This window comes from Blastocatellia bacterium, assembly GCA_025054955.1.
Lineage (GTDB): Bacteria > Acidobacteriota > Blastocatellia > HR10 > J050 > JANWZE01.
Map to the genome: position 1 here is coordinate 1 of JANWZE010000038.1, position 21,862 is coordinate 21,862.

Annotated in this window: 18 protein-coding genes; 16 read left to right on the plus strand and 2 right to left on the minus strand. The window is 55.9% G+C overall.

Annotation, left to right across the window (positions count from 1 at the left end):
• Window positions 1-518: 518 nt before the first annotated feature.
• The 14 genes from NZ823_05185 to NZ823_05250 all read left to right on the plus strand — a co-directional run bounded on the left by NZ823_05185 (window position 519) and on the right by NZ823_05250 (window position 16,240).
• Window positions 519-2,054 carry a replication initiator protein A gene (locus NZ823_05185; protein MCS6804524.1) on the plus strand — a complete coding sequence of 512 codons (1,536 nt, stop codon included), beginning with the start codon at window positions 519-521 and terminating at the stop codon, window positions 2,052-2,054.
• A 112-nt stretch (window positions 2,055-2,166) separates the two neighbouring features.
• On the plus strand, window positions 2,167-2,754 hold the full coding sequence (locus NZ823_05190; protein ID MCS6804525.1) for a hypothetical protein: 588 nt from the start codon (window positions 2,167-2,169) through the stop codon (window positions 2,752-2,754).
• 119 nt (window positions 2,755-2,873) lie between these two features.
• Complete coding sequence (locus NZ823_05195; GenBank protein MCS6804526.1) at window positions 2,874-3,554, plus strand: type II secretion system protein M; 681 nt, start codon at window positions 2,874-2,876, stop codon at window positions 3,552-3,554.
• Window positions 3,551-4,558: a hypothetical protein gene (locus NZ823_05200; protein ID MCS6804527.1), complete on the plus strand. Its 1,008-nt coding sequence runs from the start codon at window positions 3,551-3,553 to the stop codon at window positions 4,556-4,558. Before NZ823_05195 ends, NZ823_05200 begins: the two co-directional genes overlap by 4 nt.
• Window positions 4,559-4,668: 110 nt before the next feature.
• Entirely contained in the window at window positions 4,669-5,559 is an 891-nt protein-coding gene (locus tag NZ823_05205) for a hypothetical protein (GenBank protein ID MCS6804528.1), read from the plus strand.
• Window positions 5,560-5,563: 4 nt separating this feature from the next.
• Window positions 5,564-6,775, plus strand: a complete 1,212-nt coding sequence (locus tag NZ823_05210) for a type II secretion system F family protein (protein MCS6804529.1) — start codon at window positions 5,564-5,566, stop codon at window positions 6,773-6,775.
• Window positions 6,772-8,427, plus strand: coding sequence for a GspE/PulE family protein (locus NZ823_05215; protein ID MCS6804530.1), 1,656 nt, complete (start codon window positions 6,772-6,774; stop codon window positions 8,425-8,427). The genes NZ823_05210 and NZ823_05215 overlap by 4 nt, the downstream gene beginning before the upstream one ends.
• Before the next feature lie 186 nt (window positions 8,428-8,613).
• Window positions 8,614-11,130 carry a hypothetical protein gene (locus NZ823_05220; GenBank protein MCS6804531.1) on the plus strand — a complete coding sequence of 839 codons (2,517 nt, stop codon included), beginning with the start codon at window positions 8,614-8,616 and terminating at the stop codon, window positions 11,128-11,130.
• Window positions 11,131-11,223: 93 nt separating this feature from the next.
• Complete coding sequence (locus tag NZ823_05225; GenBank protein ID MCS6804532.1) at window positions 11,224-11,712, plus strand: type II secretion system GspH family protein; 489 nt, start codon at window positions 11,224-11,226, stop codon at window positions 11,710-11,712.
• A gap of 87 nt (window positions 11,713-11,799) precedes the next feature.
• Window positions 11,800-12,210, plus strand: coding sequence for a type II secretion system GspH family protein (locus NZ823_05230; protein ID MCS6804533.1), 411 nt, complete (start codon window positions 11,800-11,802; stop codon window positions 12,208-12,210).
• A 153-nt stretch (window positions 12,211-12,363) separates the two neighbouring features.
• The gene (locus NZ823_05235; GenBank protein MCS6804534.1) at window positions 12,364-13,305 is read left to right on the plus strand and encodes a hypothetical protein; all 942 of its coding nucleotides are present in this window, start codon (window positions 12,364-12,366) and stop codon (window positions 13,303-13,305) included.
• A gap of 144 nt (window positions 13,306-13,449) precedes the next feature.
• A complete protein-coding gene (locus NZ823_05240) occupies window positions 13,450-14,244 on the plus strand; it encodes a cyclase family protein (protein ID MCS6804535.1) in 795 nt (264 codons plus the stop codon).
• A gap of 31 nt (window positions 14,245-14,275) precedes the next feature.
• Window positions 14,276-15,481: a glycosyltransferase family 2 protein gene (locus NZ823_05245; GenBank protein ID MCS6804536.1), complete on the plus strand. Its 1,206-nt coding sequence runs from the start codon at window positions 14,276-14,278 to the stop codon at window positions 15,479-15,481.
• 141 nt (window positions 15,482-15,622) lie between these two features.
• A complete protein-coding gene (locus NZ823_05250; GenBank protein ID MCS6804537.1) occupies window positions 15,623-16,240 on the plus strand; it encodes a GTP cyclohydrolase I in 618 nt (205 codons plus the stop codon).
• 134 nt (window positions 16,241-16,374) lie between these two features.
• Here NZ823_05250 and NZ823_05255 read toward each other — a convergent pair whose 3' ends face one another.
• Complete coding sequence (locus tag NZ823_05255) at window positions 16,375-17,460, minus strand: ABC transporter permease (GenBank protein ID MCS6804538.1); 1,086 nt, start codon at window positions 17,458-17,460, stop codon at window positions 16,375-16,377.
• Window positions 17,461-17,532: 72 nt separating this feature from the next.
• Entirely contained in the window at window positions 17,533-18,507 is a 975-nt protein-coding gene (locus NZ823_05260) for an ABC transporter permease (GenBank protein MCS6804539.1), read from the minus strand.
• Between the two features lie 197 nt (window positions 18,508-18,704).
• Here NZ823_05260 and NZ823_05265 point away from each other — a divergent pair, with 197 nt between their 5' ends.
• Both NZ823_05265 and NZ823_05270 read left to right on the plus strand, forming a co-directional pair.
• A complete protein-coding gene (locus tag NZ823_05265) occupies window positions 18,705-20,429 on the plus strand; it encodes an ABC transporter substrate-binding protein (GenBank protein ID MCS6804540.1) in 1,725 nt (574 codons plus the stop codon).
• A gap of 376 nt (window positions 20,430-20,805) precedes the next feature.
• On the plus strand, window positions 20,806-21,834 hold the full coding sequence (locus tag NZ823_05270) for an alcohol dehydrogenase catalytic domain-containing protein (GenBank protein ID MCS6804541.1): 1,029 nt from the start codon (window positions 20,806-20,808) through the stop codon (window positions 21,832-21,834).
• Window positions 21,835-21,862 lie beyond the last annotated feature (28 nt).

A 21,862-nucleotide genomic window follows, 5' to 3' on the forward strand; every position in this document is an offset into this window, starting at 1 on the left:
TTTCCTATAATACAGGGGTTGGGGGCAAAAAATACAGGGGTTGGGGGCAAGCAATTTCCTACTAATACAGGGGTTGGGGGCAAGAAATACAGGGGTTGGGGACAAGAGCTCAAAAAAAATACAGGGGTTGGGGGCAAGCAATTTCCTATGCTTAGACGGGAATCGAGACCATGAATTTACAACTTAGTAATCACGACATGTAGCTAATAAATTGATAAAACTAATGTTATATGAAGCAAAAATTTTTTCAGTTTTTTCGCATTTTTCTTCAAGCAAATTCCTATTTTTGGCACAAATTTTGCAATTGTTGTATATGTTGTTGTTGTATTGTTGGTGTTGTTTGGTGTGTGCAATCAATTTGTTTGTTTGTGTGTTGTTTGTTTGTTGATTCATGAGGCTGCTAACCACACTCCGACCCCCGTTTATAGCAAGACAGGGTTGTTGGTGGTATACAGGATCGGCTAGAATTACCGCCACACTACGAGGACAGGCCACTATGAGGGGAGGTAACAAAGACAATGCCAACCAGTGAAAAAAGGAAACGAACCCAACGAACCAAATTGAAAAAGGCTCCACGAACGACCAAGGAGACATCCGATCTCCCCTTGTTTCCCGAAGTCCTTCGACAGGGAAAAGACGAGATGAACCTGGCCACATTCCCAATGGCCGCTCTGTACACGCACGTTCCTTCAGGAGCGAGGTCGCTCAAGTTTGAGGACACGATCATTGGCAAAAATGGCAAGTTGGTGAAGCGAACCTGGACAATTCAAGGCGGTTCAGAAGCGGGATTGCCGACGGCCACCGACGAGGATGTGTATGTGGCGTTGATGGAGTTGACGCAGCGGCAGGGATTTGACAAGCAACAGGTCTTATTTTCCCGCTACGATTTGTTGAAGCGGCTTGGTTGGTGCATTTGCGGAAAGTGCTACGCCAGACTAGATGAATCGCTTGTCCGGTTGAGCAACGTCACATTCCATGCGCGCAACGCGTTTTGGGACAATGAAGCGAAATCGTATGTGACGGCGGCGTTCACGTTGATACAGGGCTATCACATTTATGAAGAGGTCACGGGGCGCAAGACTGAGCGCGATCAGCCGCATAGCTGGATCATGTGGAGCGATCAGTTGTATAAGAGCTTCAAGAGTGGCTATCTGAAGTTCCTTGATACCAACCTGTATTTTTCTTTGCGCACGTCTACGGCGCGACGGCTGTACCGCTACTTGGATCGTCACTTCGGGCGGAACGATCGCTTCACGATAGACATCTTCCAACTCGCTCACGAGCACTTGGGCATCAGTCGCAATTTCCAGTTCATTTCGGAAATCGTGCGCAAGCTCGAGCCGGCGCTGGAAGAGTTGGTTGAGAAGTCATACTTGGCTAGTTGGGAGGTTAAGGGGCGGACGATCGGTTTTCTGCGCAGTCCGCACGCGCGGCATGAACCGTTCGACACGACAGCCGAAGACTTCCCTGAAACGATTGACCTACCGTTTGACGCAGTTCGTGTCGTTGACGAGAATCTTGAGGAGCGTGTTGAGGAACAGGCTGAATGGCTGACGAAGCAATTAGTCGAGCGCGGCGTGACGCCGAGGGAGGCCAAGAAGCTCGTGGAGTCGCACTGGGGAGAGTTCGGTAAAATTCGGCTGGCTGTCGAGTATTTCGACTCGTTGATGGAGCAAGGGGGGGTTGGCATTAAAAATCCTGGAGGCTTCCTAGTGAGTTTAATCCGGGAAGGGAATTCCTTAGCGGCGGCGCAGCAGGCGCCTGCGGCCAAGCATGATGCCAAGCTCCAGTTGTTGTTGGATGAAATGATGTACAACGAGTACATCGAGCAGCAGGTAGACCAATACATTGCCTCGCTGCCTGCTGGGCAAATGGCTATGCTCGTGGAAGCCAAGAAGCAAGAGTTTTTGGCCAGCGATAAATCGAGCACGTACCGCAGGTGGAAAAAAGAGGTGTTTGACGAGTATGCAACAGTTTTTTGCCGAAAGGATATTGCCATGCGCCTTGGCTTGCCGGATTTTGCCACGTGGCAAGCCAGACGCAGCGCCTCATGAGAGAGTCGGACCAGGTTGGGCGCTCGGCACGAAAATGGAACCAGTCAGCCTCCAGAAACGTGTCGTTAGGCTACTAGTGGCTTGGATTCAGTGGTAAGATATGCGGGTGGACATGATAGCTGTGCGAACCAATTTAGCGACCCGTCCCTACGCCAACCGCCGGCTCATCAGCTTGGGGCTCGTGCTGGTGATTGTGTTGGGTGGTTGGCTGAGCCGTTTATTTCTGGAGCAGCTTGAAGCAACACGCCGCATGACGCGCGCGCTTGAGGCAGAAGCGCAGACTCAACAACGGCGTATTGCAGAACTGCGTAAGCGGATTCCGGCGCCAGTGAAGCCCGATGAGTTGTCGCCGCAGCAAATCGAGCTAATTACGGCGGCCTCGTCGTTGATTGAGCGACGGGTTTTTCCTTGGTCGCGTCTCCTGAGGGACTTGGAAACCCATCTGGGGGACAATGTGCGACTGACACGGATCAACGTCACGCTGGCCAATCCGGAGAGGATTGATGCGCTGAGGCCAGGCACCTCGCCGATGCAGGTTTCGATGACGGTGGTTGGTCGCCAACTCGATGATGTGTTGGATATGATGAGGTCGCTGCAAAACACGGGCCGATTTAGTCGCTTGCAATCGAAGAAGCAGATGATTGTTGAAGGAACGCAGGAGATCGAATACGAGGTCGAGATGCTATACACGCCCCGATAGCCGCTGGCTGCCAGGTGTTGGCGAAACGTTGCGGCGGAAGGGCACTGACAATCGGAGGAAATCCGAAATGTTTCGGATTTGGGATTTCGGATTTCCCTCGAAGAGGTTGAGGTGAGCTGATGACTGATTTTGTTTTGAGATCGCACGCATTGCATCGGGCCGCTCGGATCGGCCCTTGGCAGGTCGTGTTGGCCTCTCTTGCGATCATCAGCATGGGCGCGGCAGGTTTCTTTTATGTGCAAAACAGGCTGGCTGAGCAACAGCTCAATCAAGCTCAGGCGCGATACCAACAAGATCAAGCGACGCTCAATCAGTTGACCGAGCGGGTGAAAGAGATCGAGGCCCTTGAAAAAATTGATGTGCCTACGCCTGAGGCGATTCGCGCCAGTCTGGTCAAGTTTCAGGAGACATATCTATCCCCTGCGGAGACTGCTCAATTGCGCGCGATTCGGGAAGTCAATCAGTTGGCCAAACAAAGTGGTGTTCTTGTCACAGAGATCAATTTCACAGCCATTGAGCAGCGGGCATTGCAAGGGGAAGCGGAAGGCGTCAAGAGCGCCAAGTCATTGTTTCCCGGGTTGGAGATGTCGTTCACAGTTGAGGGCAGCTACAGTAGTGTGCGGCAGTTTTTGGCTTCATTGGAGCGAAGTCGCGTCTTCATCATCGTTGATGCGCTGGAGCTGAAGAGCGTGGAGTCATCTGCTTCAGATGGACGAGGTCGCCAAGCCGGAGCTGCCACCGATCAAGTGATTGCATTAGGTCTCAAGCTGGCGGTGTATTATCAACGCGAGGTGTCATGACAAAAGAGAGAAAAGTTTTGCTAGGCTTATTAGCAGTGGCTGCTGGCGTCTTGCTGGTAGACCGATTTATTTTGTCTGATCAGGCGACCGGATCAACGGCCACGAACACAGCGAGGGCGTCAGCGCCGCCTGGCGGAAATCAAGCCAACCGCAAACCCTCTTCGAGGGAAATCCGAAATCCCAAATCCGAAGTCCGAAACGGTTCGGATTTGGGATTTCGTGCTTCGGATTTCCCCGCAGGGGCTTCTGAGGTCGAGCAGGGGTATCGTCCGTTGCCGTTGCACGTGCTGGCTCGGCGCGATGGTGTCACGGAGCAAGCGAGTCGAAACGTGTTTGTTTATTACGTGCCGCCGCCGCCACCGGTCAAACCGCCGCCACCGCCGCCACCGCCGCCGCTGGCGATTTACTCGCTGGAGCCACATTCGGTTTACGCCAGGACAAAAGATTTCACGCTTACGGTCAAGGGCGCTCGGTTTCCCGAAGACGCGCAGATCGTTGTCAATGGGCGTCCTCTGAAGACGGAGCGCGTCAGCGAGGTCGAGCTGAGGGCCACTGTTGACAAGCGGATGATTGCCACGGCTGCGCCGCTTCAAGTGATGGTTAGGAATTCGACTGGAGAGCTCTACTCGAACCAATTGACGCTGGCTGTTCAAGAGCCAGAGCCACCGCGATACCGCTACCTTGGCCGTGTTGATGATCTTGTGTTCTTGCTCAAGAGTGATAACGAGCGCCTGGTGGCTCGCCTCAATGGCCAGTTGGTGGAGAACCGCTGGCTTGTCACGCAGGTATCGGCCGAGCGCGTTGTGCTCAAGGATGTGACATTGGATATCCTGCACACGCTGCCGATCGAAGACGCGGACGCAAGCCCAGGCGGTCAAGTTGGCGGCGTGCTTAGTCCGAACCAGGGCAACATCAATCGCGGCCGTAATCCACGTTCAAACGTGAGGGTGACGGATATGCAGCCGGCAGAACCGGTCTCAGCCGAGGATGAAGAACCGCGATGAGAGGTGAAGCATTGCCCCTGCGGGGAAATTCGAAATCCCCAATCCGAAACGTTTCGAATTTCGATATTCGGATTTCGGATTTCCCTCCAACAGGGTCTCAGGCAGGTTACATGCTGATTGTTACGCTCGGTATGCTCACCGTGTTTTTGGTGCTGGCTGCCGGCATTGCGCCGTCGGTGGCGCAAGAGTTGCGGCGCGAACGTGAGACGGAGATGCTCTTTCGGGGGCAGCAGATTGTTGACGCCATTGGGCGGTATAGGATTTTGGCTCAGCGCATCATGGCCGCTGGCGGCGCTGAGCAGCAGCCGCCTGTCGTGCCAGGAGGACAAGCTGTGCCTGGCGCGGTCGGATTCGGTTGGCCGCAATCGTTGGAGCAATTGGTTGATGGCGTCAACGTGCGCGGCTCCACGCGCAAAGTGCGCCTGCTTCGACCATTCGCATTGAAGGACCCGGTCAACGGCAACAAACCGTGGCGACCGGTCGGATTCAATGATGAGGCATTACGGGAATTTCTGGAGGCGTACTTTGAGACGATGGGTCAGCCGCTCTCGGTTTGGCCGCCACAGTTTCGCATGCAGTATTTGGGCAATACGGTTGAGTTGGGTCGAGGCGACAGCGGCAGCGCCCGCGGCAGGGCGCCTTCTGCGTTCAGGGGACCGGCCACTGATGGACAGGATGCTCAGCCACGCTACATCTTCGGTGTGGTGAGTGAAAGCGACGAGGAGCCACTGCGGGATTATTACGGCCTGGAGCGGTATAACCGATGGGTCTTCGCGTTTATCCCTGAGCTGCAGTCGGTCCCGGCGGATATGGACAAACAGATCGAAATGCTCAGCCGCGAAGTGATATATCCGACGGACCCGCTGGCTTTGAGGCAACTGGGCGGGGCATTTCGGCCGATCGCTCCGGTTGGACAGGTGCCTGGCCAAGCGCCTCCGGGCGGAGCGGCCAACGCTCCAGGTCCTGCAACGCCACCCAGCGGCAAACCGCCGATTCGATGAGGCTATGGCGACATTCATTTGCCGATTAGGAACGCCGATGGGCGAGATTTTAACGCGCACGATGGATGCCGCGTCAGAAGATGAAGTGCGGCTGCGCTTGTCGCGCGAGGGCTACCATATCTTCTCGATCAAGCGCGAGCGTGATGTGTTCAGGTTATGGTCAGGCCGGCCGCGGCGTCTGAAGCTGGAGCCGTTTCTCCATTTCAACCAACAATTGGCCGCGCTGATTCAAGCTGGACTGCCGATTTTGCAGGCCATTTCTTTGTTAGCCAAACGTCAAACGAATCCAGCGTTGCGCCACGTATTGAAGCAGATCGAAGCGCGCATTCGCGAGGGAACGCCGATGTCAGAAGCGTTTGCCGCGCAAGGTGACGTCTTCCCGAAGTTGTACACGGCCTCGTTGCTGGCCGGTGAGAAATCGGGCAATCTGGACGGCGTGTTAACCCGGTATATCGCTTACACCAAGCAGGTGCTTTCGCTGAAGCGGAAAGTGCGCCAGGCGATGACCTATCCGGTTCTGCTCATTGTGGCGTTGATTGGGCTGGTCGGCGTAATGACGAGTTTTGTGATTCCGCGATTTGCCATCATCTACAGGGATTTTGGCACGGAGTTGCCGACGATCACCCAGATGGTGCTGGCCGCCGGCGAAGCCACACAACGGAATTTATACTGGCTGTTTCCGGCGTTGGTCGCTGCGATTGCTGCTTTGTTCATCTGGCGTCGGACCAGTCGTGGCCGTGAGCTGATTGACGGATTGCTGCTGAAGGTGCCGCTGGTGGGTCAAATCATTCGCGATGCCACCACAGCGCAGTTAGGCCGGAGTTTGGCCACGTTGTTGCAAGGCGGCGTGACGCTGGTTGAATCGTTTCGCATCGCCAACGAGACGATCACCAATCGCGCGCTGGCGCGACTGAGCGCGCCTGTTTTGCCGCGCATTCGCGAAGGGCAGTCTTTTTCTGAGAGCCTGGAGCAAGCCGGCTGGCTGTCGCCGTTGGCGATTGATATGGTTCGCGTCGGCGAGCGTTCAGGCAGTTTGAAAGAAATGCTGGAAGAGTTGGCCAGTTTCTACGACGCTGAACTGGAGCTGCAACTGAATCAGTTGACCGCGCTAATTCAGCCGGTGGTGTTGATCTTGATGGCGGGGCTTGTTGTGATTGTTTTGCTGGCCATGTATCTTCCGTTGTTCAGCTTGTTATCGTCATTAGGGAATGTATGAGCACTGAAGTCAATTTTGACGCTCTCATCGGCGGGCCGGATACGGCGGCCGCGCCGCCGGAAACGCCTGAGCAGGAGCAGGCGCGGGCGCGGCAACTGGCCGAGCGGTATCGTTTGCCGTTTGTTGATCTGACACAAGTCCGATTGGATCAGGAATTGCTTCACGTCTTGCCGGTCGAGGTGATGATTCAGTATCGCTTTGTGCCGCTGCGGCGTGAAAACGGGCATCTGGTGATCGCGATTGCCGATCCGACGGCGCTGGACAAAGTGGATGAGATCGCCTCGCGTCTACGCAGTCGGGTGAAGCTGGCAGTGGCCACACCATCGGCGATTGACGCTGTGCTGACGCGTGGCGATGCCTCGCAGCGTGTGCTGGATGAAACGACGCAGCACTTGCGCGTGTCGCTCGTGCGGGAAACCGATCAAGGCGAGGAAGACCTTGATCTAGACCGTCTGACCGGCGACAAGCAGATGAGTCCGATTGTCAAGTTGGTGGACTCGGTTGTGTTGACGGCGCTGGAGCGCCGCGCCAGCGACATTCACATTGAGACGCGCGCCAACGATGTGTTCATCAAGTATCGTATTGACGGCGCGCTTTACCCGGCTGGCCCGCCCATTGACATTCAACATCATCAGACAATCATCTCCCGCATCAAGGTGATGTCGGAGTTGGATATTGCCGAACGTCGTGTGCCGCAAGATGGGCGCTTCCGTGTGCGCGTGCGCGGACGGACCATTGACTTTCGCGTCTCGATCATGCCCACGATTCACGGGGAAGATGCCGTCATTCGTATTCTGGACAAGGAACAGATCAACGAGCAGTTCCGCGATCTGCGCTTGAGCGTGCTTGGATTCGAGGAGGATGATCTAGCTCGTTTTCGCCGGTTCATCAAAGAGCCTTACGGTATGATCCTGGTCACTGGGCCGACCGGCTCAGGCAAGACGACGACGCTTTATGCTTCGCTCAATGAAATTCGCAATGAAGAAGACAAAATTATCACGCTGGAAGACCCGGTGGAGTACCAACTGCAAGGCGTCACGCAAATCCAGGTCAACGAGAAAAAGGGATTGACCTTTGCGCGCGGGCTGCGTTCGATTCTACGTCACGATCCGGACAAGATCATGGTCGGCGAAATTCGCGATTCAGAGACAGCGCAGATTGCCATCCAATCGGCGCTGACCGGCCACTTGGTGTTCACGACGGTGCATGCCAACAACGTCATTGATGTGATTGGACGATTCTTGAACATGGGCGTTGAACCCTACAACTTCGTTGGCGCGCTCAACTGTGTGTTGGCTCAACGGCTGGTGCGCGTGCTTTGCAGTCAGTGCAAGAGAACCTACCGGCCGACCGATCAAGAGTTGGTGGAATCGGGACTGAATCCCGAACAGTATCGTCATTACACATACTATGAGATCGGCGGTTGCGACGCCTGCAACTGGACCGGGTATCGCGGCCGCACGGCGATTCATGAGTTGCTTGACATGAGTGACACGATACGCGAGCTGATCATCGAGCGCCGGCCTGGCTCGGAGATTCGGCGGGCAGCGCAAGCTGAAGGCCTGCGTTCGCTGCGTCAGTCGGCGGTACGAAAGGTGCTCGCCGGCGTGACGACGCTACGGGAGATCAACCGCGTGACATTTGTCGAATAGGATCCCTCTTGGAGGGAAATCCGAAATCCAAAGCACGAAATCCGAAACGATTGGGATTTGGGATTTCGGATTTCCCCGCAGGGGTTACGGATCACGGATCACAAATTCTGTGCTAAGCTGTGTGATCTATGGTTTCATTCCACAGATTACGGATCGAGGAACCATAAGGCAAGAATGGAAGGCGTTATGAAAAGATGGATCGTTGTAGTCTTAGTATGCGGGTTATCCATGCCGGTGCCGGCTGGCGCGGCCAGTGGTAAGAAGCACTACCGACAAGCAGTGGCGCTGGAGAATGAGAAGAAATACGATCAAGCGGCTGAGGCCTACATGCTGGCGCTGAGCCTGGAGCCGGATAATCTGGTCTACCGGATCGCCTACCAACGCACGGCGACGCAAGCATCGGTCATGCTGGTGCGGCAAGGGCGCGAGGCGCTGGAGCAAGGGCGCTATGAAGAGGCCTACAATCTCTTTCGTCGCGCCTACCAGTTCGATAAAACCAATGAGCTGGCCAAGGACTTAGCCGAACGAGCGCTCGACTTGCAACGGAAAGCCGATGGGCTCGCGCCGGCGCCTCTGACGGAAACGCCCTATGGCGCGTCAATACCGATCATCGGTCCCAATCCGCACAGCGCGAGCCAACAACGCCCAACAATTCCATCGGCCAAGGACGCAACGAAAGACGACACGACGCTTTCACCGCTGTACCAGGTTCAAGACATCACACGGGCCAATGATGAGCTGGAGAACCACATTCGCGATCTGGCCGAGCGCATCGGGCTGAACATTGTCTTCGATTCGTCGTTCCGTTCGCGCAAAATGCCGTTCAGAATGAAGAACGTGACGATTCCACAAGCGCTCGATACGCTGTTGATGAGCAACAATCTGTTCTTCGAGCCGATCAACGACAACACGTTGCTGGTGGCCATTGACAACACAGCCAATCGCGCGCGACTCCAACAAATGAGCGTGCAAACGTTTTACCTGAAAAATTCCGATGAACAGACGGTGCAAACGATTCAAACCAACCTTTCGGCGCTCTTTGGGCAAAAGGTCATGGTCGTGCCTAATGCGCAGTTGCGTTCGCTAACTGTCCGCACGACTCCCGAAACGCTCAAGCTGGTCGGCAACATCATCCGGGCGCTGGACAAAGACAAACCTGAGGTGCTGATTGATGTCAGTATCTATGAGGTGTCGCGCAACGATTTACTGGAGATCGGAAATCAATTGCTCTATGAGGGCTTTTTGCCGTCTGGTTCATCGGTGCCGACGCGCCCCAGCACGCTCAGCAACCTGGCGATCACGGCCGGGCAGGTTATCACCGAGCAACGGCTGGCGCTGGCTATTCCCACCAGCATTCTGCGCATCTTGCAGACGCGCGGCAATAGCAAGCTGATTGACAGCATTCAAGTGCATGCGCTCGACGGGCAACAAGTCAGAGCCAATGTTGGCCAGCGCATCCCGATTCAGACGGCGTCGTTTCCTTCCAGTTTCGCCACGACCACACAGACGCAACCCAACCAGCCGCCGAATCAAAACCAAGGCGGATTTCTGGGCGGCGCGTTTGGTCTGGGTGTGCCGCAGATTGAATATCAAGACGTTGGCTTAAACATTCAAATCACGCCGACCATTTACACTGACGATGACATCAAGTTGGAGATGGAAATTGAAACATCCGGCGTGGCGGCTGGTGGCACGACGTTGACACCCATCTTCACGCAGCGGCGTCTGAAGAGCGTCGCGACAGTGCAAACGGGGCAAGCGGCCATGATGGCGGCGGTGGCGCAAAATCGGAAAGAGACAAGTCGAGGCGGATTGCCAGTGCTTGGCTTTTTGCCGGTCATCGGGCGATTCTTCAGCATCCCGACCGACCGAACAGCTTCCACTGACCTGTTAATCACGGTTACGCCGCACGTGATTCGCTCAGCGGACATTCGTGAGGAAGATCAGTTAGCCATGTCATCCGGTTTGCAACTGATGGGGCTGTCCGATACGATCCAATCGTTTTTGGAAAAGCGTGAGCAAGCGCGTCGAGGACGCCAGTCAACCGACGTGACGCAGAAGGCCGCCGCGGCCGAGAACAAGCCAAAGCCGGCGGGCAGCGAATCGCCGGCCGGCGCTTCGCCTGCGCTGATGGGCGCTTTGTCGCCCTCAGACACGCAGATTTTGACAAACGATCAGCGCGCCCTGGTTCCTGCCTTGACGCAATCGGCGCTGACGCAGAGCAGTGCAACGCCAAACGTCGCATCAAACCCGCTCGATACGAAACGCGCGGACGCCGGTACGCTGGCCTTCATGCTTTACTCAGACACGCATCAGCCAAAGGTCGGTCAAAAGCTCAGCGTGACCGTTGTGGCGCAAGCGAAGGAACCGATCGGGCAGGGCAGTTTTGTCATTCACTACAGTCCGGCGATCTGGCGACTGGCGCAAGTCACCCAGAGTGATGTGCCGATGGCCGATGGCCGATACCCCGCTGTCTCGGTCAATCAAACCACTGATGGAATGGTCGAGATTCTGGTGCGGATGCCGGAGGGCATGGCCACGAGGCCTGCGCCGGTACCGTTGGCGCGGCTGGTGTTTGAGGTGGTCGGCGCCGGAGAGAGCGTGATAGCCGTGGCCACAGAGGCGACGATGTTTGTCTCGCCTGATGGCCGCTCGTTCACCTGTACAGCTCAGCCACTATCGCTGAAGACAGTGGGTCGCTAGTGATGCCGACCCCTGCTGGGAAATCCGAAGCACGAAATCCCAAATCCGAAACGTTTCGGATTTCGATATTCGGATTTCCCTCGAAGAGGGCTAATGAATCAAAAAGGGTTCACATTGCTGGAATTGATCGTCACCATCTTGATCCTGACGATCTTCACTGGCGCCGTCATTCCGGTGGCCAGAAACACAATCAAGCGGCAAAAAGAGATCGAGCTGCGCCGCGCGTTGCGCGAGCTGCGCACGGCGTTGGATCGGTATCGGCAGATTGCCGATGCCGGCTTGATTAAGTCAACCGAAATCTCTCCGACCGATCAATGCATGGGCGGACAGATTGGTACCGGCTGCTATCCAAAGCGATTGGAGGATCTGGTTGAAGGTGTGCCGCTGTCTCGTGGCGTTGATCGTAAGATCAAGTTGCTCAGGAAAATTCCTATTGATCCAATGACCGGCAAAGCCGAGTGGGGAAAGCGCTCGTTTAGCGACGATCCGCAGTCTCAAAGCTGGAGCGGCCTGAACATTTTCGATGTCTATTCGCTTAGCGACGGCACGGCTTTGGATGGCACAAAATATCGAGATTGGTAGGGCGTCATGACCAAGATGGAATCCAACAAGCCCCTGCGGGGAAATCCCAAGCACGAAATCCGAAATTCGAAACGTTTCGGATTTCGGATTTGGGATTTCGGATTTCCCTCAAAGAGGGCTCGCGGTTTCACATTGCTTGAATTGATCATTGTGCTGGTGGTCATCTCGGTCTTGCTCTCGGTAGCCATTCCGCGCTATCAGGAAACGATTCGAGCAGCCAAGGAGAGCGTGCTCAAACAGAATTTGTATTTAATGCGTCGGCAGATCGAAGCGTTCGCTGCTGACAACGGACGTTACCCGGACTCGCTTCAGCAACTTGTCGAGAAAGGCTACTTGCGAGAGATTCCGCTGGACCCGATTACCGATTCGCGGGAAACGTGGCAGGAGATCAGAGAAGACAGCACCGGCCTTGGCTCGACCAGTCAACCGGGGATTGTGGATGTGCGCAGTGGCGCGGAGGGCGAATCATTGGAAGGGAAGCCCTATAGTGAATTGTGAACGAGTGAAGCTGTGTTTCTTGCGTCGTTGACGCTGCCGAAGCCCTCTTCGAGGGAACTTCCAAATCCCAAATCGGAAATCCGAAACGTTTGGGATTTCGGATTTGGGATTTCGGATTTCCCCGTAGGGGCGTAGCGATCACTCAAGTGTCGTATGAAAAGCCAGATTTCACGCATCGTCAGTTTTTTCACAGCGCCTGTGTTCCCGCGTCGAGCGATCAGCATTGAAGCGCAGCAGGTCGCGGTCGCCGCTGTTGGCAGAAAACGTGGGGCTATCGCTGTCACTCATGCAGCCATCCAGCCACTGCCCACAGGCCTGATTGAGCCGCGTTTCACCGAGCTCAACATCAAGGACAAAGACCGGGTCAGTCACGCCGTGGCTCAGGCATTGGAGAAAGCGGGACTGAAGCGTGAACGGCGTTGGTCATTGGCGATTCCTCGCAAGGCGACGCGCACCTTCATTGTGCATCTGGACGATGCCCCGGCCTCCAACAGAGACCGAATGGAAATGCTCGAATGGAAAGTCGAACGGTTGTTGGAAGTCGCTTTGTCAGACCTGACGGCGGCGTTCCAACGATTGCAGTCAACAAATGGTCAGGAACGCTACTTGGCGGTCGTCGCTTCCAATGAGGTCGTGGCGTCGTACGAAGCTGTTCTGGCGTCGCTCAATATCACTGCTGGCTTTGTGCTCCCTGCGCACCTGGCCGAAGCGGCATGGCTTCAGCTCTGGCCAACCGAGCGCGATGCTCTGTTATTTGCTGCCGAGCCGGATCATCTGACGGTCATATTCATGCGGCAGGGCGATTTCCTCTCATTGCGTTCGGTCGAACTGGTTGGCGAAAGTCTTGCTGATGAGATTCACCGGACGCTGGTCTACTACTTGGACAAGCTCGCTCCGCACGGCCTGCCGCAGTTGGATACGATTTTGCTGATCGGCTCTCTGCTCAACGTCAATCAGGTCGTTGCTTCCTGCCGCGATCTGTTCCCGATGGAGCAACAGCCGACTGTTCGCACGTTGCGGGATGAGCGACTCAGTCATGAGATCAGTTGGGAAACAGTGGCTGGCGCTGCTGGACTGGCTGCCATGGGATTGTGAGATCACGGTAGCCCCTGCGGGGAAATCCGAAATCCCAAATCCGAAATCCCAAACGTTTCGGATTTGGGATTTGGGATTTGGGATTTGGAAGTTCCCTCGAAGAGAGCTTGGGATTTCCCTCAAACAGGAGGGCGGAGGAGAGTGATGAAACGGATGGCAATGTTATGTCTCGTCGCGTGGCTGAGCGCGCCGGTGGCGCTCTCTCAAGGATTACTGGAAAGCGCCTTGACAGGGAAGGCGACGATTGTTGACCTGACACACAAACTCTCGTCGGCAATTCCGTATTGGCCGGGGCCTGCCTACAAGCCATTTCACTTCGAGACCATCGCCACGCTGGAGAAGGACGGCGTTTACTCTGGCGCCTTCTGCATGGCCGAACACATGGGCACGCATGTTGACGCGCCGAACCACTTTGAAGCCGGGCAGGCCTCGATTGATGCGCTGCCGTTACAACACTTGATCGCGCCGGCAGCCGTCATTGATGTCAGACAACAGGTGGCCCGAGACCCCGATTATCGCCTCACGGTTGATGACTTGAAGCGTTGGGAAAAGAAGCATGGCCGCGTTCCCAGAAATGCGCTCGTTTGTTTGTACACCGGTTGGGATGCCCGTTGGAGCGATCCCATTGCTTATCGTCATCAGGACGAACAACAGGTGATGCACTTCCCAGGGTTTTCCGCAGAGGTCGCCGAATTTCTCGTCACTCAACGTCACATTCGTGGCATCGGTATTGACACGTTGAGCGTGGACTACGGCCCGTCGAAAGATTTCATCGTGCATCACATCATGAATCGGGCTGGAAAGTACCACCTGGAGAACCTGGCCAATTTGGGCCGACTTCCTGCCACAGGCGCAGTCATCATTGCGGCGCCGATCCCGATTGACAATGGCTCCGGCGCGCCGGCCCGCGTGTTTGCCATCGTCCGTCGTTCGCCGTAGGATTTCAGTCAATGCGCAACACCAGTGACCTATGCTGATGACCGCTTTTTACATTCTGGCGCTGCTGGCTGTGATTCAAGGTCTCATTGCCTTGATGGAAGGAATTCGCTACTGGCAATATGTTCGCTCAAACCTGGCTGAGCTGCCCGCTGATTACCTGCCAAAAGTCGCTGTCGTGGTGCCGTGTAAAGGGCTTGAGACAGATTTCCGCGAGAATATCTTGTCATTGCTCGGACAGGACTACCCCGACTATGAGATCATTTTCGTGACCGAGGCAGACACCGATCCGGCGTATCGTCAACTGGCCGGCATTCTGCAGGAACAGAGTTTTCCTCACGCCGTGTTGATCACGGCTGGTCTTGCTCAGTCACGCTCGCAGAAAATTCACAACCTGCTCGTTGGGTTGGAGTACGTGTCTGACGACGTGGAAGTCTTCGCTTTCGCCGATGCTGATGCTACGCCAACAAGCTTCTGGCTCCGCTGGCTTGTGGCGCCGCTGGCTGATCCAACCGTTGGGGCGACAACCGGCTATCGGTGGTACGTCCCGGCGCGCGGCAATGCTCCATCTCTGTTGCGATCACTCTGGAATGCCACCATTGTGACTGCATTGGGGCCGCATCAACGAAATTTTTCCTGGGGCGGCTCGATGGCTATTCGTCGCAGAACATTTCAGTCAGTCGGTGTATCTGAGCGGTGGGTTAATGCCTGCGCCGATGATTACGCCTTAAGCCGCGCTGTCAAAGAGCAAGGCCTGTATGTTCGATTTGTTCCCGCCTGCTTGTTGCCCTCACGCGGCCCGTGCTCGTTGGCCGAGCTGCTTCGGTTTACCACGCGCCAGATGATCATCACCCGCGTTTACTGGCCGGCATTGTGGTGGCTGGCGCTGGTTTCCAATCTGTTGTTTTTCGCTGTTTTTTATGGTGGCATAGGAATTTGGTTATGGCGCTGGTGGGCGGGACTGGACGTGGGCGCCGTACCGTGGATTGTGACGTTCATCTACCTGCTCGGTTTGCTCAAAAGCCTGTTCAGACAGAAGGCTGTCGAACTCGTGTTGAAAGAGCATCGGGCGGAATTGAAACGGTATCGGTTGGCTTATTGGTTGCTCTATCCACTGGCCAACTTGATCTTCCTCTACAACCTGATCGTCTCCGCGGTCAGCCGTGTGATCGAGTGGCGCGGCGTCCGCTACAAACTCGTCTCGCCAACGCAGACGTGGATTGTGGATCGTGGCTCGTGATTCGTGGCTCGTGGACCGTGGTCCGTAGCCCTCTTCGAGGGAAATCCCAAGCCCTCTTCGAGGGAAATCCGAAGCACGAAATCCCAAATCCGAACCGTTTCGGATTTCGATATTCGGATTTCGGATTTCCCCGCAGAGGTTATGGATCACGAGTCACGAATCCCGGACAATGAAGAGATGACAAACGACAAGAGACAGGAAACAAGCGAACAAATTGCGCAACGCCTGCGAGAGATCATCCGGCTACTCGGACTGAATGAGGCCGACCCAGAATTACAACGAACGCCGGAGCGCATCGCTCGGTTATACGCAGAGCTATTTTGTGGCGTCAGTGAACCGCCGCCCGACATCAGTGTCACGGACAACCCGCATCTGTCTGGCGAGATGATCTTGATCCGCGATTTGCCGTTTCATTCGATGTGTATTCACCACTTCATTCCGTTCTTTGGCGCCGCTCACGTCGCATACGTGCCGAGAGAGAAAATAGCTGGCCTCAGCAGCATCGCGCGCGTGCTGCGCCATTTTGCCAGTCAGCCACAGCTTCAGGAGCGCATGACGAACGCCATCGCGGATCACATCCAAGCGACGTTGCAACCAGAAGGTGTCATCGTGCATGTGCGGGCGCGGCACTTGTGTATGGAAATGCGTGGCGAGCGCGTGCCCGGCTGGGTGGAGACGACCGCCGCCCGCTGGGTCTTTCAAAAGGGTCCGCTACGGGATGAATTTTTCGCCCGATTGAAGAACGGACCGGCAGTTTAACCCTCTTCAGCCCTCTTCGAGGGAAATTCCAAATCCGAAGCACGAAATCCGAAACGTTTGGGATTTCGGATTTCGTGCTTGGGATTTCCCCGCAGGGGCTTGGGATTTCCCCGCAGGGGTTACGAATCACGAAATTATCCCCATTCCGAGGGGCGTGTGCGCGAGCGCGGGTCGAGCCAGTCGCGGACCGCGTCGCCAAGCGCGTTGAACGTCAGCACGGTCACCAGGATGGCCACGCCCGGCATGAGTATCCACCAATCGTTGAGCAGGACAGGCAGTTCCCGCGCCGCGCTCAACATGTTGCCCCAGCTCGGTTGAGGCTCCTGGATGCCCACGCCGAGAAACGACAGGGCTGCTTCACCGAGAATGAACGAAGGCACAATAATCGTGGCTTGCACAAGCGCCGGCGTCAGCGCATTGGGCAGGATATGATGGCGGATCACCCAGCTATCTGGCGCTCCAACCGCCTTGGCAGAAACGACAAATTCGCGGCTCATCAACGTCAGCACATTGCTCCTGACCAAGCGGGAGACTTCCGGCCAACTGACAAGGGCAAAGATGGCGATCAGTATGGCCAATGTCTGAGCATAGGAAATGTCGAGCGGAAACGCCGCGCGTAAAGCGAGAATCAGAAAGATCGCCGGGATGGATTGAACAAGCTCGCCAAGCCTCATCAACACAGCGTCCACACGACCGCCAAAGTAGCCTGACACGCCCCCAATGGAGACTCCCAGCACGAGCGCGACAACCAGACTGCTCAGCGCAATACTGAGCGTGACGCGGCAGCCATATACCAACCGTGAAAACACGTCGCGTCCCAACCGGTCTGTGCCCAACAGGTGCACGCGGGTTGTCGTCGGCTGTAGGGTGTTGGCAGTCACCTGCTGTTGATTTGGCACTTGCAGACCGAACAGATGAAGCGAGCCTTCAAATACGCCCAGCAGCTTATACGAATCGCCTCGAACGAAGAATGCCAGAGGATAACGCTCTTGTCGGTTTTCGGTGTAGTGCCGGCCTGGCACACTCAGGTCGCGTTGCACCGCGTATACGAAGGGACGAAGATGGAACCGGCCATGCTCATCAATGAAGCGAATGGGCATCGGCGGCAAGCCGATGAATGGCCGGTGTTGCGTGCGAACGTCGTAAGGAGCGATGAATTCGCCAAACATGGCGCCGACAGCCAGTAGGCTGAGCCAGAGCATGATGAGCCATCTCTTCATCGCGTTCCGTTCAGTTGATGCGCAATGGGAACATGGATGCGTTGTCCAATCGGCGTAGTGGATTCCACTGGTTCAGTAATTCAATTCCAGTTTGGCTCTTGGATCGTTCAAACCGAGCAGCACATCAGCAATCAGGTTGCCCACGATCAGCATCGCTGAAGCAACCATGACCGATGCCATGACAACGTACATGTCGCGTGACAACACGGCCTCGACGGTCAATTTGCCCATGCCGGGCCACGCCATGACGGTTTCGACGAGCGCCGAGCCGCTTAACAAATTTCCTATCGAGTAGCCAAACAACGTGATGATCGGATTCAATGCAGCGCGCAGCGCGTGCTTGACGACAACGGTTGTTTCCCTGAGTCCTTTGGCGCGGGCGCTGCGCACGAAATCTTCTTCCAGCACATCCAGCAAGTTGGCTCGCATCTGGCGTAAGTAGACAGCCAACGGCGCCACGCTCAGGATCAGGGCTGGCAAGATCAGATGGTGCGCTGCGTCCATGAGGCGTTCCAACCAGTTCATTTGTTCGGCGTGCCTGGAGTATTGGCCGCCGATGGGGAACCAGCCAGTTTGAGCAGCCAGCACGAGCGCTAACAGCGCCAGAAAGATTCGCGGCGTAGAGAGCGAGATCATCGCCACCCACCCCGTGATTCGATCCACCCAGCCGCCCCGTCGCACGGCGGCCACCACGCCCAGCGGGATGCCCACCACCAGAGCGATGAGCGTCGCGCTCAGGGAAAGCGTCAACGTGTTGAGCAGCGCCGGCGCCATCAACGTGGCGACCGGTGTCTGGTACTGAAAGGAGACGCCAAAATCACCGCGCAAAAGTCCACTGAGCCAGTGGCCGTACCGCAATGGGACGGGCAGGTCTAAACCCAACCGCTGACGCAACGCCTCAATGGTCTCAGGCGAGACGTTTGGCCGTTCCAGCAACTCCGCCAACGGGTCACCTGGCGTCAAGGCGATGATGAAAAAGCTGAGCAGAGAAACCCCTAGCAGCAGCGGAATCGCTTGCAGGACTCGTTTGACTAATAACCTAACCATGGTGGCGATACGGCAACCGTTCAGTCCGTTGCCGATCGCCTATCATCGGGCGCTTGCGCAGAGCCACGACGAGCGACAGCAACGTTTCTTTTTCCTTGCGTGTGGCCTATAATCTATGCCCGCGTGCTGGGAAAGTCAATTAAGAACGTGACCCACCCATATTAGCAGTTTGGTGTGGCCGTTGACCAAAGACCGATATGAAAAAGACCTTGCGACTGCTCACGCTTTTGACGCTCGTGCTGGCCGGTAGCTGCGCGCGGACGAACGAGCCAACCAATCAACTGACAACTGGACCGCAATTCGGTGGACGGCTCGTCATTGCGCAACTGAACGGCCCAAGGACGTTCAACCCACTGTTCACTGACGACAATGAAAGCTTGACGGTGCTCAGCTTGTTACAAGCAACGCTGATCCGCATCAATCGGCAGACACAACAAACGGAATTAGACCTGGCTGCGTCGGCTGATTTTTCACCTGACGGGCGTGTCTTGACGATGCGGCTGCGCCCTGATTTGAAATTCTCCGATGGTCACCCGCTCACGGCGGAGGATGTCGTGTTTACATTCCAGGTGATCTATGACCCCACCATCCCTTCGTCGGTTGCTGACATTTTGAAAATTGGTGGGCGACCGATCCAGGTTGAAGCCATCAACGATCGCACCATCCGGTTTACTTTTCCTGAGGTCGTGGCTGCTGCTGAGCGATTGTTTGACGTGGTCAATGTTTTACCGAAGCACATCCTGGAAGCGGCCTATCGAGCCGGCAAACTGAAAGAAGCGTGGAATGTTTCAACGCCACCCGATCAAATCGTGGGCACCGGGCCGTTTCGGGTGCAGGCCTACGAGCCTGGTCAACGATTGACGTTAATCAGGAACCCTTACTACTGGAGACGCGACGAGCAGGGCAGAGCACTGCCGTACTTAGATGGCATTGATCTGCTGATTGTGCCGGACAAGAACACGCAGCTTTTGAAGTTCCAGCAAGGCCAATTGGATATGTTCTATCCGGTGCAAGCGGAGCAAGTGGCAACATTACAGCCGCTGGTTCAACAGGGGGACGTGGCCCTCCATGATTTAGGATCAAGTTTGATCGCGGAATTACTCTGGTTTAATCTCAATCCGGGACACACTCAACAGGGCAAGCCGCTGGTTGATCCGGTCAAGGCTCGATGGTTCCATCGTGTCGAATTTCGTCGAGCGGTGGCCATGGCCATTGATCGTCAGGCGATCGTTGATACGGTCTTTTCTGGCAGGGCAACGGCTCTGTCTAGCTTCGTCTCTCCGGGCGAGACGCAGTGGTATGATGCTCAGCTTGCGCCACTCCGTTACGCTGCCGACCAGGCGGCAAAGCTGCTGGAGCAAATCGGTCTGGTGGATCGCGATGGCGACGGGGTCCGCGAGGATGCAGAGGGTCATCCGGTGCGGTTCACGCTCATCACCAATACCAACCCGTTGAGGCAAAAGATCGGCTTGCTCATCCAGCAGGATTTGAAGAAAGTTGGCCTTGAGGTCGTCTTTGTGCCCATCGAAAGTAGCGCGCTACAGGACAAGATTTACAACAAACGCGATTATGAAGCGTGCCTGTTTTCACTCCAGAGCGGCGATACAGACCCCAATTCCAAACAGAACTTCCTGTTGAGCAGTGGCAGTTTGCACTACTGGCATCCGCGACAGAAAAAGCCGGCCACGCCGTGGGAAGCAGAAATTGATCAGTTGATGGCCGAGCAAGCGCGAACGATTGATCCGGTTGCTCGCAAGGCTCTCTTTAATCGCGTTCAGCGCCTGATGGCTGAACAGATGCCGGTCATTCCACTGGTCGCGCGCAATATGGTGACGGCAGCCCGGCAACGCGTCGGTCATCTCAAGCCGGGCATCCTTTGGGATCATCTGCTGTGGAACGCTGAGGAGTTATACATCCGTTAGCGCACCCGCCATGTTCGATAGCCCCTGCGGGGAAATCCGAAATCCGAAGCACGAAATCCGAAACGTTTCGGATTTGGGATTTCGGATTTCCCTCGAAGAGGGCTTGGGATTTCCCTGGAAGAGGGCCGGCATACCTTTACGGTTCGGTCATCTGGATGTAGAATTGCGGCCTAAACAAAATTGGCAAGCATGATTGGCGAGGGGCTACGATTGGGCACACGAAAGCACCATGCCAGCGGCAGTCGGCCGGCAAGCCGCAACGTCAAACCAATGAAGGTTGGCCATCCAAGCGCGTGGTCCTGCGTTGATCGCCGCGTCATTCACCTGGCGTGAGAATGCGCGACAGATTGCCTGACTAGAAACTGGAGCAACGAACATGATGCGAGCAAGCATGCTGATTCGGCCGGGTCAACTGGAGCTGTGTGAGGTTGAAAAGCCAAGCCCAGGGCCAGGCGAGGTTGTGGTCAAAGTCAAGTCAGCGTTGACCTGTGGGATGGACCTCAAGGCATTTTTGCGCGGGCATCCCAGAGTTTCTATGCCGACGTTGTTCGGTCATGAGTTTTCAGGTGAAGTGGCTGAAGTGGGCCGAGAGGTCAAGAAGTTCCGCGAGGGCGACCATGTGATGTCGGTCCCTTCGGCGCCGTGTGGCGCTTGCTATTTTTGTATGCGGGGCCAAGACAACCTGTGTGAAATGACGAGGCAGTTCAAAGTTGTCGGCGCATTTGCTGAGTATATTTGTGTGCCTTCGCACATCGTCGCGCAAAACATGTATGCCAAGCCGGCTCATCTGTCATTCAAAGAGGCAGCCTTGTTGGAGCCGTTGGCCTGCGTGCTGCATGGGTTCGATCAGTTTTCATTGCACCAGGATGATACCGTTGTGGTGATCGGCGCCGGCGCCATGGGGTTGCTCCACCTGGCGATTTTGCGGACGTTGGGCGTGGAGAATGTCATCCTGATTGGACGGCGCGCCTATCGGCTCCGCTTGGCCCGTGAATTGGGCGCCAAGCATGTCGTTGACGCCACACAGACGGATGGTCTGGAGTATGTCCGCGATGTCACAGGCGGTCATGGCGCTGATGTTGTCATTGAGTGCACGGGCAAGCCAGAGGTATGGGAATCGGCCATCGGGATGGTACGGCGCAGTGGACAGGTGGTGTTGTTTGGCGGCTGCCCGTCAGGCACGAAAGTATCGGTTGACACAGGCCGCTTGCACTATGATCAAATCACCTTGCGCAGCCCATTCCATTACACCCGAGCGGCGGTGCGGCGTTCCTACGATGTGCTCAGCAGCGGCTTGCAAGCCGCTCGACAACTGATCACTGCTGAGTATCCGCTGGAGCAATTGCCCAAAGTCTTCTCGCTGCTGCGTCAGGGCGACTGCGTCAAGTATGCGGTCGTTCCCTGAGAGGCCAACGGTGGGCGGCCAGTTGCGA

Coding starts and splice junctions, on each gene's coding strand:
- NZ823_05185 (MCS6804524.1), top strand. CDS start 519: ATGCCAACCAGTGAAAAAAGGAAACGAACCCAACGAACCAAATTGAAA.
- NZ823_05190 (MCS6804525.1), top strand. CDS start 2,167: ATGATAGCTGTGCGAACCAATTTAGCGACCCGTCCCTACGCCAACCGC.
- NZ823_05195 (MCS6804526.1), top strand. CDS start 2,874: ATGACTGATTTTGTTTTGAGATCGCACGCATTGCATCGGGCCGCTCGG.
- NZ823_05200 (MCS6804527.1), top strand. CDS start 3,551: ATGACAAAAGAGAGAAAAGTTTTGCTAGGCTTATTAGCAGTGGCTGCT.
- NZ823_05205 (MCS6804528.1), top strand. CDS start 4,669: ATGCTGATTGTTACGCTCGGTATGCTCACCGTGTTTTTGGTGCTGGCT.
- NZ823_05210 (MCS6804529.1), top strand. CDS start 5,564: ATGGCGACATTCATTTGCCGATTAGGAACGCCGATGGGCGAGATTTTA.
- NZ823_05215 (MCS6804530.1), top strand. CDS start 6,772: ATGAGCACTGAAGTCAATTTTGACGCTCTCATCGGCGGGCCGGATACG.
- NZ823_05220 (MCS6804531.1), top strand. CDS start 8,614: ATGAAAAGATGGATCGTTGTAGTCTTAGTATGCGGGTTATCCATGCCG.
- NZ823_05225 (MCS6804532.1), top strand. CDS start 11,224: ATGAATCAAAAAGGGTTCACATTGCTGGAATTGATCGTCACCATCTTG.
- NZ823_05235 (MCS6804534.1), top strand. CDS start 12,364: ATGAAAAGCCAGATTTCACGCATCGTCAGTTTTTTCACAGCGCCTGTG.
- NZ823_05240 (MCS6804535.1), top strand. CDS start 13,450: ATGAAACGGATGGCAATGTTATGTCTCGTCGCGTGGCTGAGCGCGCCG.
- NZ823_05245 (MCS6804536.1), top strand. CDS start 14,276: ATGCTGATGACCGCTTTTTACATTCTGGCGCTGCTGGCTGTGATTCAA.
- NZ823_05250 (MCS6804537.1), top strand. CDS start 15,623: ATGGATCACGAGTCACGAATCCCGGACAATGAAGAGATGACAAACGAC.
- NZ823_05255 (MCS6804538.1), bottom strand. CDS start 17,460: ATGAAGAGATGGCTCATCATGCTCTGGCTCAGCCTACTGGCTGTCGGC.
- NZ823_05260 (MCS6804539.1), bottom strand. CDS start 18,507: ATGGTTAGGTTATTAGTCAAACGAGTCCTGCAAGCGATTCCGCTGCTG.
- NZ823_05265 (MCS6804540.1), top strand. CDS start 18,705: ATGAAAAAGACCTTGCGACTGCTCACGCTTTTGACGCTCGTGCTGGCC.
- NZ823_05270 (MCS6804541.1), top strand. CDS start 20,806: ATGATGCGAGCAAGCATGCTGATTCGGCCGGGTCAACTGGAGCTGTGT.